25 protein-coding genes are annotated in these 13768 nt (G+C 62.7%); all 25 read left to right on the top strand.

What is annotated here, in order from left to right; genetic code table 11:
- The first annotated feature begins 103 nt into the window (after nt 1-103).
- A complete protein-coding gene (gene rpsL / locus QWY76_RS14670) occupies nt 104-478 on the top strand; it encodes a 30S ribosomal protein S12 (RefSeq protein WP_016856424.1) in 375 nt (124 codons plus the stop codon).
- Between the two features lie 128 nt (nt 479-606).
- The gene (gene rpsG / locus QWY76_RS14665) at nt 607-1077 is read left to right on the top strand and encodes a 30S ribosomal protein S7 (RefSeq protein ID WP_089848262.1); all 471 of its coding nucleotides are present in this window, start codon (nt 607-609) and stop codon (nt 1075-1077) included.
- A gap of 30 nt (nt 1078-1107) precedes the next feature.
- On the top strand, nt 1108-3228 hold the full coding sequence (gene fusA / locus QWY76_RS14660) for an elongation factor G (protein ID WP_290312041.1): 2121 nt from the start codon (nt 1108-1110) through the stop codon (nt 3226-3228).
- Nucleotides 3229-3257: 29 nt separating this feature from the next.
- A complete protein-coding gene (gene tuf, locus QWY76_RS14655; RefSeq protein WP_290312040.1) occupies nt 3258-4451 on the top strand; it encodes an elongation factor Tu in 1194 nt (397 codons plus the stop codon).
- A gap of 164 nt (nt 4452-4615) precedes the next feature.
- Entirely contained in the window at nt 4616-4927 is a 312-nt protein-coding gene (rpsJ, locus tag QWY76_RS14650) for a 30S ribosomal protein S10 (RefSeq protein ID WP_045990862.1), read from the top strand.
- 148 nt (nt 4928-5075) lie between these two features.
- The gene (gene rplC / locus QWY76_RS14645; protein ID WP_290312039.1) at nt 5076-5714 is read left to right on the top strand and encodes a 50S ribosomal protein L3; all 639 of its coding nucleotides are present in this window, start codon (nt 5076-5078) and stop codon (nt 5712-5714) included.
- A gap of 14 nt (nt 5715-5728) precedes the next feature.
- On the top strand, nt 5729-6337 hold the full coding sequence (rplD, locus tag QWY76_RS14640; RefSeq protein ID WP_290312038.1) for a 50S ribosomal protein L4: 609 nt from the start codon (nt 5729-5731) through the stop codon (nt 6335-6337).
- Complete coding sequence (gene rplW / locus QWY76_RS14635) at nt 6334-6630, top strand: 50S ribosomal protein L23 (RefSeq protein ID WP_035596350.1); 297 nt, start codon at nt 6334-6336, stop codon at nt 6628-6630. Before rplD ends, rplW begins: the two co-directional genes overlap by 4 nt.
- Nucleotides 6631-6647: 17 nt before the next feature.
- Complete coding sequence (rplB, locus tag QWY76_RS14630; RefSeq protein WP_183384466.1) at nt 6648-7478, top strand: 50S ribosomal protein L2; 831 nt, start codon at nt 6648-6650, stop codon at nt 7476-7478.
- Between the two features lie 33 nt (nt 7479-7511).
- Nucleotides 7512-7787, top strand: coding sequence for a 30S ribosomal protein S19 (gene rpsS / locus QWY76_RS14625; RefSeq protein WP_072824351.1), 276 nt, complete (start codon nt 7512-7514; stop codon nt 7785-7787).
- Nucleotides 7788-7804: 17 nt separating this feature from the next.
- The gene (gene rplV, locus QWY76_RS14620) at nt 7805-8137 is read left to right on the top strand and encodes a 50S ribosomal protein L22 (protein WP_290312033.1); all 333 of its coding nucleotides are present in this window, start codon (nt 7805-7807) and stop codon (nt 8135-8137) included.
- An 11-nt stretch (nt 8138-8148) separates the two neighbouring features.
- A complete protein-coding gene (gene rpsC, locus QWY76_RS14615) occupies nt 8149-8847 on the top strand; it encodes a 30S ribosomal protein S3 (RefSeq protein WP_126485244.1) in 699 nt (232 codons plus the stop codon).
- Between the two features lie 15 nt (nt 8848-8862).
- A complete protein-coding gene (rplP, locus tag QWY76_RS14610; RefSeq protein ID WP_071943806.1) occupies nt 8863-9276 on the top strand; it encodes a 50S ribosomal protein L16 in 414 nt (137 codons plus the stop codon).
- Nucleotides 9276-9467: a 50S ribosomal protein L29 gene (gene rpmC, locus QWY76_RS14605; RefSeq protein WP_013331000.1), complete on the top strand. Its 192-nt coding sequence runs from the start codon at nt 9276-9278 to the stop codon at nt 9465-9467. Before rplP ends, rpmC begins: the two co-directional genes overlap by 1 nt.
- A gap of 1 nt (nt 9468) precedes the next feature.
- On the top strand, nt 9469-9729 hold the full coding sequence (gene rpsQ / locus QWY76_RS14600; protein ID WP_126485242.1) for a 30S ribosomal protein S17: 261 nt from the start codon (nt 9469-9471) through the stop codon (nt 9727-9729).
- Nucleotides 9730-9781: 52 nt separating this feature from the next.
- The gene (gene rplN, locus QWY76_RS14595; protein WP_075571386.1) at nt 9782-10153 is read left to right on the top strand and encodes a 50S ribosomal protein L14; all 372 of its coding nucleotides are present in this window, start codon (nt 9782-9784) and stop codon (nt 10151-10153) included.
- 14 nt (nt 10154-10167) lie between these two features.
- The gene (gene rplX, locus QWY76_RS14590) at nt 10168-10485 is read left to right on the top strand and encodes a 50S ribosomal protein L24 (protein ID WP_126485240.1); all 318 of its coding nucleotides are present in this window, start codon (nt 10168-10170) and stop codon (nt 10483-10485) included.
- 18 nt (nt 10486-10503) lie between these two features.
- Nucleotides 10504-11043 (top strand): 50S ribosomal protein L5, encoded by a 540-nt coding sequence (rplE, locus tag QWY76_RS14585; protein WP_126485238.1) that lies wholly within the window; start codon nt 10504-10506, stop codon nt 11041-11043.
- Nucleotides 11044-11053: 10 nt separating this feature from the next.
- Nucleotides 11054-11359, top strand: coding sequence for a 30S ribosomal protein S14 (gene rpsN / locus QWY76_RS14580; protein ID WP_126485236.1), 306 nt, complete (start codon nt 11054-11056; stop codon nt 11357-11359).
- Between the two features lie 32 nt (nt 11360-11391).
- Nucleotides 11392-11784 carry a 30S ribosomal protein S8 gene (rpsH, locus tag QWY76_RS14575; RefSeq protein ID WP_290312026.1) on the top strand — a complete coding sequence of 131 codons (393 nt, stop codon included), beginning with the start codon at nt 11392-11394 and terminating at the stop codon, nt 11782-11784.
- A gap of 9 nt (nt 11785-11793) precedes the next feature.
- Entirely contained in the window at nt 11794-12324 is a 531-nt protein-coding gene (rplF, locus tag QWY76_RS14570) for a 50S ribosomal protein L6 (RefSeq protein WP_290312024.1), read from the top strand.
- A 9-nt stretch (nt 12325-12333) separates the two neighbouring features.
- The gene (gene rplR / locus QWY76_RS14565; protein WP_097790609.1) at nt 12334-12684 is read left to right on the top strand and encodes a 50S ribosomal protein L18; all 351 of its coding nucleotides are present in this window, start codon (nt 12334-12336) and stop codon (nt 12682-12684) included.
- An 11-nt stretch (nt 12685-12695) separates the two neighbouring features.
- The gene (gene rpsE, locus QWY76_RS14560) at nt 12696-13196 is read left to right on the top strand and encodes a 30S ribosomal protein S5 (RefSeq protein ID WP_126485230.1); all 501 of its coding nucleotides are present in this window, start codon (nt 12696-12698) and stop codon (nt 13194-13196) included.
- 5 nt (nt 13197-13201) lie between these two features.
- A complete protein-coding gene (gene rpmD / locus QWY76_RS14555; RefSeq protein WP_013331010.1) occupies nt 13202-13384 on the top strand; it encodes a 50S ribosomal protein L30 in 183 nt (60 codons plus the stop codon).
- A 3-nt stretch (nt 13385-13387) separates the two neighbouring features.
- Nucleotides 13388-13768, top strand: a 381-nt coding sequence (rplO, locus tag QWY76_RS14550) for a 50S ribosomal protein L15 (protein ID WP_290312022.1), incomplete at its 3' end; no start/stop codon positions are given.

Below are 13768 nucleotides of genomic sequence, written 5' to 3'. Positions count from 1 at the left end.
GCCGGCGGCGTCAGCCATTAGAATGCGCAGCCTTTAACAGTGGGGCGGGTGCGCCCGCGCCACTGGAAAAGGCAAGGCAACCCATTGGAGTCAGCTACACACCATGGCAACGATCAATCAGCTCGTGCGCAAGCCGCGCAAGCGCCAGGCCGCCAAGAGCGACGTGCCGGCGCTGCAGGCCTGCCCGCAGAAGCGCGGCGTCTGCACCCGCGTCTACACCACCACCCCGAAGAAGCCGAACTCGGCCCTGCGTAAGGTCTGCCGCGTGCGCCTGACCAACGGCTTCGAGGTGTCCTCCTACATCGGCGGCGAAGGCCACAACCTCCAGGAGCACTCCGTGGTCCTGATCCGTGGCGGCCGGGTGAAGGACCTTCCGGGTGTCCGTTACCACACCGTCCGCGGTGCCCTGGATACCTCCGGCGTCCAGAACCGCAAGCAGGGTCGTTCCAAGTACGGTACCAAGCGTCCGAAGGCCTAAGCGCCAGGACCCGTACCGGCTGCGGCCACTAACGAACACATCATTGTCACGGTCTGATAAGAGTAAGGTCGAGCGCCCGCCGGGTCGTCTCGGGTTTACCTGAAGGACCCTTCGATAGAGGGCTTATCATGCCTAGAAGAAGAGTTGCGGCCAAGCGCGAGATTCTGCCGGATCCCAAGTTCGGAAGCGAGCGCCTGGCGAAGTTCATGAACCACCTGATGATCAGCGGCAAGAAGTCCGTAGCTGAGCGCATCGTCTATGGTGCGCTGGACAGGGTTGCCGAGCGTAGCAAGGAAGAGCCGCTGGAGATCTTCGACAAGGCGCTGGAAACCATCCAGCCCATGGTCGAGGTCAAGTCCCGCCGTGTCGGCGGTGCGACCTATCAGGTGCCGGTCGAGGTGCGCCCGTCCCGCCGCCAGGCGCTGGCCATGCGCTGGCTGGTGGACGCCGCCCGTCGTCGCGGTGAGAAGACCATGGTGCAGCGTCTGGCTGGCGAGATGCTGGATGCCGCCGAAGGCAAGGGTTCGGCCGTCAAGAAGCGTGAAGACGTGCATCGCATGGCAGAGGCCAACAAGGCCTTCTCTCACTACCGCTTCTAAAACGCATCGCCAACCAACGGGAGTTACATCGTGGCTCGCAAGACTCCGCTTAAGCGTTACCGCAATATCGGTATCGTAGCCCACGTCGACGCCGGTAAGACGACCACTACCGAGCGCGTCCTGTTCTACACCGGTCTGTCGCACAAGGTCGGCGAGGTCCATGAGGGCGCCGCCACCATGGACTGGATGGAGCAGGAGCAGGAGCGTGGCATCACGATCACCTCCGCGGCGACCACCTGCTTCTGGCAGGGCATGAACAAGCAGTTCGATGAGCACCGCATCAACATCATCGACACCCCGGGGCACGTCGACTTCACCATCGAGGTGGAGCGTTCCCTGCGTGTCCTCGACGGCGCCGTGGTGGTGCTGTGCGGCAGCTCCGGCGTGCAGCCGCAGACCGAGACCGTCTGGCGCCAGGCCAACAAGTACGAAGTCCCGCGCATGGTGTTCGTCAACAAGATGGACCGTGCCGGCGCCGACTTCTTCATGGTCGTGGACCAGCTGAAGACCCGCCTGGGCGCCAACGTCGTGCCGATCCAGATCAACTGGGGCGCCGAGGACGACTTCAAGGGCGTCGTCGACCTGATCCAGATGAAGGCCATCCTCTGGGATGAGGCCAACTTCGGCATGAACTACGACCTCGTCGATATCCCGGCCGAGCTCCAGGAGACCGCCGAGACGTACCGCGAGCAGATGGTCGAGGCGGCCGCCGAGGCCTCCGAAGAGCTGATGGAAAAGTACCTCGAGGAAGGCGACCTGCCTGCCGAGGACATCAAGGCCGGCCTGCGTCGTCGTACCCTCGACAACGAGATCGTGCTGGTCACCTGTGGCTCCGCGTTCAAGAACAAGGGCGTGCAGGCCGTGCTCGATGGCGTCATCGAGTACATGCCGTCACCCACCGAGGTCAAGGCCATCGAGGGTGAGCTGGACGACAAGGACGGCACCATCGCCACCCGCGAGGCGGACGACAACGCGCCCTTCGCCGCGCTGGCGTTCAAGATCGCCACCGATCCCTTCGTCGGCACCCTGACCTTCATCCGCGTCTACTCCGGCGTGCTGAAGTCCGGCGACAGCGTCTACAACTCCGTCAAGCAGAAGAAGGAGCGCGTCGGCCGGATCGTGCAGATGCACTCCAACTCCCGCGAGGAGATCAAGGAAGTGCTGGCCGGCGACATCGCCGCCTGCATCGGCCTGAAGGACGTCACCACCGGTGACACCCTGTGCGACCTGAACGACAAGATCGTGCTGGAGCGCATGGAGTTCCCGGCTCCGGTGATCTCCGTGGCCGTGGAGCCGAAGTCCAAGGCCGACCAGGAGAAGATGGGCGTGGCGCTGGGCAAGCTGGCCCAGGAAGACCCGTCCTTCCAGGTCAAGACCGACGAGGAAACCGGTCAGACCATCATCTCCGGCATGGGCGAGCTGCACCTGGACATCATCGTCGACCGCATGCGTCGCGAGTTCAAGGTGGACGCCAACATCGGCAAGCCGCAGGTCGCCTACCGCGAGACCATCCGCAAGAGCGTCGAGCAGGAAGGCAAGTTCGTGCGCCAGTCCGGTGGTCGCGGTCAGTACGGTCACGTGCATCTGCGCATCGAACCGTTGACGGCCGAGGACAAGGGCGAAGATGAAGACATGCACTTCAAATTCGCTTCTGAAATCGTCGGCGGCGTGGTTCCCAAGGAATACGTGCCGGCCGTCGAGAAAGGGGCCTATGAGCAGCTCCAGAACGGTGTCATCGCGGGCTACCCGATGATTGACGTCAAGGTTACGCTGTTCGACGGTTCCTACCATGACGTGGACTCGAACGAGACCGCGTTCAAGGTCGCCTCTTCCATGGCGATCAAGGAAGGCGCTCCCAAGGCCAAGGCCGTGCTGCTCGAGCCGGTGATGAAGGTCGAGGTCGTGACACCCGAGGAGTTCATGGGCGATGTCATGGGCGACCTGAACCGTCGTCGCGGCCTGGTGCAGGGGATGGATGACTCGTCCTCCGGCAAGGTCATCCGCGCCTCCGTTCCGCTGGCTGAGATGTTCGGTTACGCAACCGACCTGCGTTCTCAGACCCAGGGCCGCGCAAGCTACACCATGGAGTTTGCGGATTACGAAGAGGCGCCGTCCAGCGTCGTTGAAGCCGTCATCAACCAGAACGGTTAACCGTTAGCTAACGTAAAGAGGTCAAAGCAGTGGCTAAGGAAAAATTTGAACGTTCCAAACCGCACGTCAACGTCGGCACCATCGGTCACGTCGACCACGGCAAGACCACGCTGACTGCGGCCCTGACTCGCGTTTCCGCGGAAGTCTTCGGTGGCGACGCTCGCGCGTTCGACTCCATCGACAACGCTCCGGAAGAGCGTGAGCGCGGCATCACCATCGCCACCGCTCACGTCGAATACCAGTCCGAAGAGCGTCACTACGCTCACGTCGACTGCCCCGGGCACGCTGACTACGTCAAGAACATGATCACCGGTGCGGCCCAGATGGATGGCGCCATCCTGGTGGTGTCCGCCGCCGACGGCCCGATGCCTCAGACCCGCGAGCACATCCTGCTGTCTCGCCAGGTCGGCGTGCCGTACATCGTCGTGTTCCTGAACAAGGCCGACATGGTCGACGACGAGGAGCTGCTCGAGCTGGTCGAGATGGAAGTTCGCGAACTCCTGAGCGAGTACGACTTCCCGGGTGACGACACCCCGATCATCACCGGTTCCGCCCTGATGGCCCTGGAAGGCAAGGACGACAACGGCATGGGTACCACCGCCGTTGCCAACCTGATCAAGGCCCTGGATGATTACATCCCGGAGCCGGAGCGTGCCATCGACCAGCCGTTCCTGATGCCGATCGAGGACGTGTTCTCCATCTCCGGTCGCGGTACCGTGGTCACCGGTCGTGTCGAGCGCGGTGTCGTCAAGGCCGGCGAGGAAGTCGAGATCGTCGGTATCCGTGACACCACCAAGACCACCGTCACCGGTGTCGAGATGTTCCGCAAGCTGCTCGACGAAGGTCGTGCCGGTGAGAACGTCGGCGCCCTGCTGCGCGGCACCAAGCGTGACGACGTCGAGCGTGGCCAGGTCCTGGCCAAGCCGGGCACCATCACCCCGCACACCAAGTTCGAGGCCGAGGTCTACGTGCTGTCCAAGGACGAGGGTGGTCGTCACACCCCGTTCTTCAAGGGCTATCGTCCGCAGTTCTACTTCCGTACCACCGACATCACCGGTACCTGTGAACTGCCGGAAGGCGTCGAGATGGTCATGCCGGGCGACAATGTCAAGATGGTCGTCAGCCTGATCGCCCCGGTCGCCATGGACGAAGGCCTGCGCTTCGCCGTTCGCGAAGGCGGTCGTACCGTCGGCGCCGGCGTCGTGGCCAAGATCGTCGAGTAAGCCTCACGCGGCTCGAGAGATCGAAGGGGGCTCCGCAAGGGGCCCCCTTTCTGCGCACCGTCACGAGGGGTTTGACTCTCGTCGGCGGCGCGCCTATAATGCGCATCCTTTGAATGCGTGGGTTGACGGCTCGCGCCGTCAAGATCCATTGGAGTTTAGGGCAAATGCAGAACCAGAAGATTCGCATTCGGTTGAAGGCTTTCGACCATCGCCTGATCGACCAGTCCGCCGCGGAGATCGTTGAAACCGCCAAGCGTACCGGCGCCCAGGTTCGGGGTCCGATTCCTCTGCCGACCAATCGCGAGCGCTACACCGTGCTGGTGTCTCCGCACGTGAACAAGGACGCTCGTGACCAGTACGAGATTCGTACCCACAAGCGGGTGCTCGATATCGTCGAGCCCACCGAGAAGACCGTTGATGCGCTGATGAAGCTCGACCTCGCCGCCGGCGTGGACGTGCAGATCAAGCTCGACTGATACCACACTAGACACTCGCGGCCCAGCGTTCACCCCAGGGTGTCCAGCAGCCGCCGCGCCGGGATGGCGCCACACAACGTGCTAGTGGAATGCTCTGGAAAGGGCAGCCATAGCGGGTGATAGCCCCGTACACTATAGGAGACTGAGAATGACTATCGGTTTAGTCGGTAAGAAGGCCGGGATGACCCGTGTCTTCACCGAAGACGGCGCTTCCGTGCCCGTGACCGTGATCGAGGTTGAGCCTAACCGCGTCACTCGCGTGAAGTCCGTCGAGTCCGACGGCTACGCGGCGGTGCAGGTCACAACCGGTTCCCGCAAGGCCAAGCACCTGTCGAAAGCCCAGGCCGGGCAGTTCGCCAAGGCAGGTATCGAGGCCGGTCGTTCGCTGATGGAGTTCCGCCTGGACGAGGGCGTCGAGGCTCCGGAAGTGGGCGGCGAACTCACCGTATCCCTCTTCGAAGCTGGTCAGAGCGTCGACGTGACCGGCACCTCCAAGGGCAAGGGTTTCCAGGGCGCCGTGAAGCGCTGGAACTTCCGCACCCAGGACAACAGCCACGGTAACTCCCTGTCCCACCGTGCACCGGGTTCCATCGGCATGTGCCAGACCCCGGGTCGCGTGTTCAAGGGCAAGAAGATGGCCGGCCAGCTGGGCAACGTCCGCTGCACCGTCCAGAGCCTGGAAATCGTCCGCGTCGATGCCGACCGCAACCTGCTGCTGATCAAGGGTGCCGTGCCCGGCGCCACCGGCAGTGATGTGATCGTGCGCAGCGCCGTCAAAGCAGGCTGAAGGGGAATTTACCGATGAATCTGAATCTTGCAGGTGCAGGCGCCGGTACCGTCGAGCTGTCCGACGCCACCTTTGGCAAAGAATTCAACGAAGCGCTCGTGCACCAGGTCGTCACCGCCTATCTGGCCGGTGGTCGTCAGGGTACCCGCGCCCAGAAGAACCGTTCCGACGTGCGCGGCGGCGGCAAGAAGCCGTGGCGCCAGAAGGGCACCGGTCGTGCCCGTGCCGGTACCATCCGTTCGCCGATCTGGCGCAGCGGCGGCGTGACCTTCGCGGCCCGTCCGCAGGACTACACCCAGAAGGTCAACCGCAAGATGTACCGCGCGGCCATGCGCTCGATCCTTTCCGAGCTGGTGCGCCAGGAGCGCCTGGTGGCCGTGGATGCCTTCGCCGTCGAGAGCCCCAAGACCAAGCAGCTGGTCGCCAAGCTCAATGAGCTGGGTCTGGAGAAGGTGCTGATCGTCACCGAAGAGGTCGACGAGAATCTGTACCTCGCCGCCCGCAACATCCCCAACGTGGATGTGGTGGACGTCGCTGCCGCCGATCCGGTGAGCCTGGTCGCCTTCGACAAGGTGCTGGCCACCGTCTCCGCTCTGCGCAAATTCGAGGAGAAGCTGGCATGAACCAGGAACGTGTATTCAAGGTGCTGCTGGGTCCGCACGTGACCGAGAAGGCCGCCATGGCCGCCGAGCGCAACCAGTACGTGTTCAAGGTGGCAAGCGACGCGACCAAGCCCGAGATCAAGACCGCCGTGCAGGAGCTGTTCGGCAAGAAGGTCGACCGCGTTCAGGTGCTGAACGTGAAGGGCAAGACCAAGCGCACCGCGCATGGCACCGGTCTGCGCAAAGGCTATCGCAAGGCGTACGTGACACTGGCCGCCGGCGAGACGCTTGAAGACTTCTCTGGCGCCGAATAAGGGCAGGAGCACGGATCATGGCAATCGTCAAGACTAAACCCACATCCGCCGGTCGTCGCCACGTCGTCAAGATCGTCGGCGAGGAACTGTACAAGGGCCGCGCCTACGCGCCGCTGCTCGAGAAGCAGTCCAAGTCCGGTGGCCGTAACAACTACGGTCGCATCACCACTCGCCACGTCGGCGGTGGTCATCGCAACCATTACCGGATCATCGACTTCAAGCGCACCAAGGATGGCGTTCCCGCCGTCGTCGAGCGCCTGGAGCATGACCCGAACCGTAGCGCCCACATCGCGCTGCTCAAGTACATGGACGGCGAACGTCGCTACATCATCGCCCCGCGCGGTGTGAAGGCCGGCGACCGTCTCGAGTCCGGCGTGAATGCTGCGATCAAGAAGGGCAACGCCCTGCCGCTGCGCAACATCCCGCTGGGTTCCACCGTGCACTGCATCGAGCTCAAGCCCGGCAAGGGCGCCCAGCTCGCCCGCAGCGCCGGCACCAGCGCCCAGCTGGTGGCTCGCGAAGGCAACTACGCCACCCTGCGTCTGCGCTCCGGCGAGATGCGCAAGGTGCTGGCCGAGTGCCGCGCGACCCTGGGCGAGGTGAGCAACTCCGAGCACAGCCTGCGTCAGCTTGGCAAGGCCGGTGCGAAGCGCTGGAGAGGCGTGCGCCCGACGGTTCGCGGCGTGGCCATGAACCCGGTGGATCACCCGCATGGCGGTGGTGAAGGTCGCACCAGCGGTGGCCGTCACCCGGTGTCTCCGTGGGGTATGCCCACCAAGGGCCACAAGACCCGCAAGAACAAGCGCACCGACAAGCTGATCGTCCGTCGCCGCAAGGCCCGGAAGTAAGATCCAACGCCAAGACATCAAGAGGTAACGGCTGTGCCACGTTCACTGAAGAAAGGTCCTTTTATTGACCTTCATCTGCTGAAGAAGGTTGAGACTGCAGTGGAGAAGAACGACCGCAAACCGATCAAGACCTGGTCGCGTCGTTCGATGATCCTGCCCAACATGGTCGGGCTCACCATTGCAGTCCATAACGGTCGCCAACACGTCCCGGTGCACGTCTCCGAGGAAATGGTTGGCCACAAGCTGGGCGAATTCGCTGCCACCCGCACCTATCGCGGTCATGCGGCGGACAAGAAAGCCAAACGGTAAGCCAGAGAGGATTAGAGATGGAAGTCACAGCAAAGCTGCGTGGCGCTCGTTTATCCGCCCAGAAGGCCCGTTTGGTGGCTGACCAGGTGCGCGGTAAGCCGGTCGCCGATGCACTCGACCTGCTGACCTTCTCCCCGAAGAAGGCCTCCAAGCTGGTCAAGAAGGTGCTGCAGTCCGCCATCGCGAATGCGGAAGAAAACAACGGCATGGATATCGACGAGCTGCGTGTCTCGACCATCTGCGTCGATGAGGGCATGACGCTCAAGCGCATCCGGCCGCGCGCCAAGGGCCGCGCGGACCGTATCCTGAAGCGCACCTGCCACATCACCGTCAAGGTAGCCGAGAAGTAGGAGTCGACCAGATGGGTCAAAAAGTCAATCCGACAGGCATCCGCCTGGGTATCGTCAAGGACCATGCCTCGGTCTGGTATGCCGAGCGCGGCGCCTATGCCGACAAGCTGAACAACGACCTCGAAGTGCGTCGCTTCCTCGAGGAGCGCCTGAAGAATGCGTCCGTGAGTCGCATCACCATCGAGCGTCCGGCCAACAACGCCCGCATCACCATTCACACTGCCCGTCCGGGCATCGTGATCGGCAAGAAGGGCGAGGACGTCGACAAGCTGCGTCGCGACGTCACTCAGATGATGGGCGTGCCGGTGCACGTCAACATCGAGGAAGTCCGCAAGCCGGAGCTCGATGCGCAGCTCGTCGCGCAGAACATCGCCGGCCAGCTCGAGCGTCGTGTCATGTTCCGTCGCGCCATGAAGCGCGCCGTCCAGAACGCCATGCGCCTGGGCGCCGGCGGTATCAAGGTGCAGCTCTCCGGTCGCCTCGGCGGCGCGGAAATCGCCCGCACCGAGTGGTACCGCGAAGGTCGCGTTCCGCTGCACACCCTGCGTGCGGACATCGACTACGCCACCTACGAGGCCAAGACCACCTACGGCATCATCGGTGTCAAGGTCTGGGTCTTCAAGGGTGAAATCCTCGGGGGCATCGAGGAGGTCCGCGCCAAGGCCAAGCAGCCGCAGAGCGCGCCCTCCAAGAAGAAAGGTTCCAGGTAAGGGGAGAGCGAGTCGATGTTACAACCCAAGCGTATGAAGTTCCGCAAGGTGCAGAAGGGCCGCAACCGTGGCCTGGCGCATCGCGGCAGCAAGGTGAGCTTCGGCGAGTATGGCCTCAAGGCCACCGGCCGTGGCCGCGTCACCGCCCGCCAGATCGAAGCCGGTCGTCGTGCGATCACCCGTCACGTCAAGCGTGGCGGCAAGATCTGGATCCGCGTCTTCCCGGACAAGCCGATTTCCAAGAAGCCGCTGGAAGTCCGGATGGGTAAGGGTAAGGGCTCCGTCGAGTACTGGGTCGCGCAGATCCAGCCCGGCCGTGTCCTGTACGAGATCGAAGGCGTTTCCGAGGAGCTGGCTCGCGAGGCATTCGCCCTGGCTGCCCAGAAGTTCCCGGTCTCCACCACCTTTGTGAAACGGACGGTGATGTGATGAAAGCCCAGGAAATTCGTGAAAAGTCAGCCGAGCAGCTCCAGGAGCAGCTCTTCGAACTCCTCCGCGAGCAGTTCAACCTGCGCATGCAGAAGGCCACCGGCCAGCTGAGCCAGACTCATCTGCTCAAGCAGGTTCGTCGGGATATCGCCCGCGTGAAGACTGTGCTCAACGAGAAGGCAGGTGTCTGAGATGGCCGAAGAAAATAAAGCCCGTACGCTCACTGGCAAGGTGGTGAGCGACAAGATGGACAAGTCCATCGTCGTGATGATCGAGCGTCGTGAGCGCCACCCGATCTACGGCAAGTACGTAAAGCGCTCCACCAAGCTGCACGCCCATGACGAGGCGAACCAGGCCAAGGCCGGTGACACGGTATCCATCGAGGAATGCCGTCCGCTGTCCAAGAAGAAGGCCTGGACCCTGGTCGAAGTCGTCGAACAGGCCAAGGGGTGATCGGCCGAGGCCGATCCAACCAGTGCAGTCAGATTAGGTTTGGAGAAAACCGATGATTCAGACTCAGACAATGCTGGATGTCGCAGACAATAGCGGGGCGCGCCGGGTGCAGTGCATCAAGGTGCTGGGCGGTTCACACCGTCGCTACGCCCGCGTCGGCGACATCATCAAAGTCACGGTGAAGGAAGCCATCCCGCGTGGCAAGGTCAAGAAGGGCCAGGTCCTCAAGGCGGTGGTGGTTCGCACCCGTAGTGGCGTCCGTCGTAACGACGGCTCGCTGATCCGCTTCGATGGAAATGCGGCTGTTCTGTTGAACAACACCAACGAGCAGCCGATCGGTACCCGTATCTTCGGGCCGGTGACCCGTGAACTTCGTAACGAGAAGTTCATGAAGATCATTTCCTTGGCGCCTGAAGTGCTGTAAGGAGCGAGGCGGATATGCAAAAGATCAAACGTGACGACGAAGTGGTCGTCATCGCCGGGAAGGACAAGGGCAAGCGTGGCACCATCAAGCGCGTCCTCAAGGACGACCGCTACATCGTGTCCGGTGTGAACATGATCAAGCGTCACACCAAGCCCAATCCCATGGCGGGTAATCAGGGCGGTATCGTCGAGCGCGAGGCTCCGATTCACGCGTCCAATGTTGCCATCTTCAATCAGGAGACCGGTAAGGCGGATCGCGTCGGCTTCCAGGTTAAGGAAGACGGTACCAAGGTACGTATCTACAAGTCGACGCAAGCGCAGATCGACGCCTAACGCGAGTCGGGTAGCAAAATGGCGAACTTGAAAGAACGTTATCAGAACGAGGTGGTGGCTCAACTCAAAGAGCAGTTCAGCTACGCCAACGTGATGCAGGTACCCCGGATCACCAAGGTGACCCTGAACATGGGTATCGGCGAGGCGACCAGCGACAAGAAGCTGATCGACAATGCCATCGGCGACCTGGAGAAGCTCTCCGGCCAGAAGCCGCTGGTGACCAAGGCACGCAAGTCCATCGCGGGCTTCAAGGTGCGTGAAGGCTGGCCGATCGGGATCAAGGTGACACTGCGCTCCGAGCGCATGTGGGACTTCCTCGATCGCCTGGTGAATATCGCGATCCCCCGCGTTCGTGACTTCCGTGGTCTCAACCCGAAGTCCTTCGACGGTCGTGGCAACTACTCCATGGGGGTGCGTGAGCAGATCATCTTCCCGGAGATCGAGTATGATAAGATCGACCGGATTCGTGGTCTGGATGTCACCATCACCACCACCGCCAACACCGATGAAGAAGGTCGTGCGCTGCTGAGCGCATTGAACTTCCCGTTCAAGAAATAAGGGTGGGATCATGGCAAAGAAAAGCATGGTAGAGCGTGAAGCGAAGCGCGCGAAGCTGGTGGCGAAGTATGCCGCCAAGCGTGCCGAGCTCAAGGCGATCATCCAGGACGTGAACGCTTCCGACGAAGAGCGCTTCGACGCGCAGCTCAAGCTGCAGCAGCTGCCGCGTGACTCCAGCCCGGTGCGCAAGCGCAACCGCTGCCGCGTCACCGGCCGTCCGCACGGCTACTACAACAAGTTCGGCCTCGGCCGCAACAAGCTGCGTGAAGCCGCCATGCGTGGCGATGTGCCCGGACTCAAGAAGTCCAGCTGGTAACGCCACGTAGAATCATCAGGAGCGCAACGTAAATGAGCATGCAAGACACTCTGGCGGATATGTTCACCCGTATCCGCAATGCGCAGATGGCCACCAAGGAGACGGTTTCCATGCCGTCTTCCAAGCTGAAGGTCGAGGTGGCCCGCGTGCTGAAGGAAGAGGGTTATGTCACCGACTACAGCGTCAGCGACGTGGCCAAGCCCGAACTGACCGTGAGCCTCAAGTACTTCGAAGGCAAGCCGGTCATCGAGCATCTGCAGCGGGCTTCCAAGCCGTCACTGCGCAGCTACAAGGGCAAGGACTCCCTGCCCAAGGTTGCCGAGGGCCTGGGTATCGCGATCGTCACCACCTCCAAGGGTGTGATGACCGACCGCGCGGCTCGCCAGGCTGGTGTCGGTGGTGAAGTCATCTGCACCGTATTCTAGGAGTTTGGAATGTCCCGCGTAGCCAAATATCCGGTTAAACTGCCCGGCGGCGTCGAGTTCAAGCTCGACGGTGACCAGCTGTCCGTCAAGGGCAGCCAGGGCACGCTGTCCATGACCGTGCACCCCGACGTGGTGGTCGCTCAGGAGGAGGGTCAGCTGACCTTCAAGCCGAGCGAGTCCGCCAAGAGCTGGGCAATGGTCGGCACCACCCGTGCCCTGGTCCAGAACCTGGTCACCGGTGTGTCCGAAGGCTTCTCCCGGAGCCTCGAAATCAACGGCGTCGGTTATCGTGCCCAGGCCAAGGGCCAGACGCTCAACCTGACACTGGGCTTCTCCCACCCGGTCGACTACGAACTGCCTGAGGGTGTCACGGCGGAAACGCCGAAGAACACCACGATCGTGCTGAAGAGCGCGGACAAGCAGAAGCTCGGCCAGGTTGCCGCGGAAATCCGCGCCTTCCGTCCGCCCGAGCCCTACAAGGGCAAGGGTATCCGGTACGGCGACGAGCAGGTCCGCCGCAAAGAAGCCAAGAAGAAGTAAGGCAGGGTTATGAACGCGAAGAAAGAATCTCGTCTCCGTCGTGCCCGCCGCGCTCGCGCCAAGATTCGCGAGCTGGGCGTGTATCGCCTGTGCGTCAACCGTACCCCGCGCCACATCTACGCGCAGATCATCTCGCCGGATGGTGGCAAGGTCCTGGCCAGCGCTTCCACGCTGGACAAGGCCCTGCGCGAGGGTGCGACCGGCAACGTCGACGCCGCCTCCAAGGTGGGCGCGCTGATTGCCGAACGCGCCAAGCAGGCTGGCATCACCCAGGTGGCCTTCGATCGTGCCGGCTTCAAGTACCACGGCCGAGTCAAGGCCCTGGCCGACGCCGCTCGTGAAGGCGGCCTGGAATTCTAAAGGGTTTTACGATGGCGAAGAACGAACAGCAAAGCGGAGATCTGCAGGAAAAGCTCGTGCAGGTCAACCGTGTCGCCAAGGTGGTCAAGGGTGGTCGGATCTTCGGCTTCACCGCTCTGACCGTCGTCGGCGACGGTAACGGTCGTGTCGGCTTCGGCCGCGGCAAGGCACGCGAAGTGCCGGTCGCGATCCAGAAGGCCATGGACCAGGCGCGTCGCAACATGGTCAAGGTCAACCTGACCGGCGGCACCCTGCAGTACCCGGTCAAGGCCCGTCATGGCGCCTCCAAGGTGTACATGCAGCCGGCCTCCGAGGGTACCGGGATCATCGCCGGCGGTGCCATGCGCTCCGTGCTCGAGCTGGCCGGCGTCCATGACGTCCTGGCCAAGTGCTACGGCTCCACCAACCCGGTGAACGTGGTGCGGGCGACCGTCAACGGTCTGGCCTCCCTGCAGTCGCCGGAAGACGTGGCCGCCAAGCGCGGTCTGTCAGTCGAAGCGATCACGGGGTAAGGTCCATGTCAGCAACGATCAAGGTTACCCAGACCCGCAGCACCATCGGCGTGTTGGCCAAGCACAAGGCCACCATGAAGGGCCTCGGCCTGCGTCGCATCGGTCACACGGTCGAACTGGAAGACACCCCTGCCGTCCGCGGCATGATCCACAAGGTCAACTACCTTGTGCGTGTTGAGGGAGAGTAATCCATGAAACTCAATAGCCTGAGCCCGGCCCCGGGCTCCAAGCACGCCGAGAAGCGCGTCGGCCGTGGCATCGGCTCCGGTCTGGGCAAGACCGGTGGCCGTGGCCACAAGGGCCTCAAGTCGCGCAGCGGCGGCAGCGTGAAGCCCGGCTTCGAGGGCGGTCAGATGCCCCTGCAGCGTCGTCTGCCGAAGTTCGGTTTCACCTCCGCCAAGTCGCTGGTCTCCGAGGAAGTCCGCCTGGCCGAACTGGCCCGGGTCGACGGTGACGAGGTCACCCTGGACACCCTCAAGCAGGCCAACGTGCTCAAGGACGCCACGCAGCATGCCAAGGTGATCCTTTCCGGCGATCTGAACAAGGCGGTCACCGTGCGCGGCATCAAGGTC

Source organism: Halomonas maura (assembly GCF_030409305.1).
In the GTDB taxonomy this organism is placed as follows: Bacteria; Pseudomonadota; Gammaproteobacteria; order Pseudomonadales; family Halomonadaceae; genus Halomonas; species Halomonas maura.
Note: the sequence above shows the minus strand (reverse complement) of the source record. Positions and strands in the feature narration are given on the sequence as shown.

What these genes read in the sequence shown, in the direction of transcription:
- rpsL (WP_016856424.1), top strand. Translation starts at nt 104, where the DNA reads ATGGCAACGATCAATCAGCTCGTGCGCAAGCCGCGCAAGCGCCAGGCC.
- rpsG (WP_089848262.1), top strand. Translation starts at nt 607, where the DNA reads ATGCCTAGAAGAAGAGTTGCGGCCAAGCGCGAGATTCTGCCGGATCCC.
- rpsJ (WP_045990862.1), top strand. Translation starts at nt 4,616, where the DNA reads ATGCAGAACCAGAAGATTCGCATTCGGTTGAAGGCTTTCGACCATCGC.
- rplC (WP_290312039.1), top strand. Translation starts at nt 5,076, where the DNA reads ATGACTATCGGTTTAGTCGGTAAGAAGGCCGGGATGACCCGTGTCTTC.
- rplD (WP_290312038.1), top strand. Translation starts at nt 5,729, where the DNA reads ATGAATCTGAATCTTGCAGGTGCAGGCGCCGGTACCGTCGAGCTGTCC.
- rplW (WP_035596350.1), top strand. Translation starts at nt 6,334, where the DNA reads ATGAACCAGGAACGTGTATTCAAGGTGCTGCTGGGTCCGCACGTGACC.
- rplB (WP_183384466.1), top strand. Translation starts at nt 6,648, where the DNA reads ATGGCAATCGTCAAGACTAAACCCACATCCGCCGGTCGTCGCCACGTC.
- rplV (WP_290312033.1), top strand. Translation starts at nt 7,805, where the DNA reads ATGGAAGTCACAGCAAAGCTGCGTGGCGCTCGTTTATCCGCCCAGAAG.
- rpsC (WP_126485244.1), top strand. Translation starts at nt 8,149, where the DNA reads ATGGGTCAAAAAGTCAATCCGACAGGCATCCGCCTGGGTATCGTCAAG.
- rplP (WP_071943806.1), top strand. Translation starts at nt 8,863, where the DNA reads ATGTTACAACCCAAGCGTATGAAGTTCCGCAAGGTGCAGAAGGGCCGC.
- rpmC (WP_013331000.1), top strand. Translation starts at nt 9,276, where the DNA reads ATGAAAGCCCAGGAAATTCGTGAAAAGTCAGCCGAGCAGCTCCAGGAG.
- rpsQ (WP_126485242.1), top strand. Translation starts at nt 9,469, where the DNA reads ATGGCCGAAGAAAATAAAGCCCGTACGCTCACTGGCAAGGTGGTGAGC.
- rplN (WP_075571386.1), top strand. Translation starts at nt 9,782, where the DNA reads ATGATTCAGACTCAGACAATGCTGGATGTCGCAGACAATAGCGGGGCG.
- rplX (WP_126485240.1), top strand. Translation starts at nt 10,168, where the DNA reads ATGCAAAAGATCAAACGTGACGACGAAGTGGTCGTCATCGCCGGGAAG.
- rplE (WP_126485238.1), top strand. Translation starts at nt 10,504, where the DNA reads ATGGCGAACTTGAAAGAACGTTATCAGAACGAGGTGGTGGCTCAACTC.
- rpsN (WP_126485236.1), top strand. Translation starts at nt 11,054, where the DNA reads ATGGCAAAGAAAAGCATGGTAGAGCGTGAAGCGAAGCGCGCGAAGCTG.
- rpsH (WP_290312026.1), top strand. Translation starts at nt 11,392, where the DNA reads ATGAGCATGCAAGACACTCTGGCGGATATGTTCACCCGTATCCGCAAT.
- rplF (WP_290312024.1), top strand. Translation starts at nt 11,794, where the DNA reads ATGTCCCGCGTAGCCAAATATCCGGTTAAACTGCCCGGCGGCGTCGAG.
- rplR (WP_097790609.1), top strand. Translation starts at nt 12,334, where the DNA reads ATGAACGCGAAGAAAGAATCTCGTCTCCGTCGTGCCCGCCGCGCTCGC.
- rpsE (WP_126485230.1), top strand. Translation starts at nt 12,696, where the DNA reads ATGGCGAAGAACGAACAGCAAAGCGGAGATCTGCAGGAAAAGCTCGTG.
- rpmD (WP_013331010.1), top strand. Translation starts at nt 13,202, where the DNA reads ATGTCAGCAACGATCAAGGTTACCCAGACCCGCAGCACCATCGGCGTG.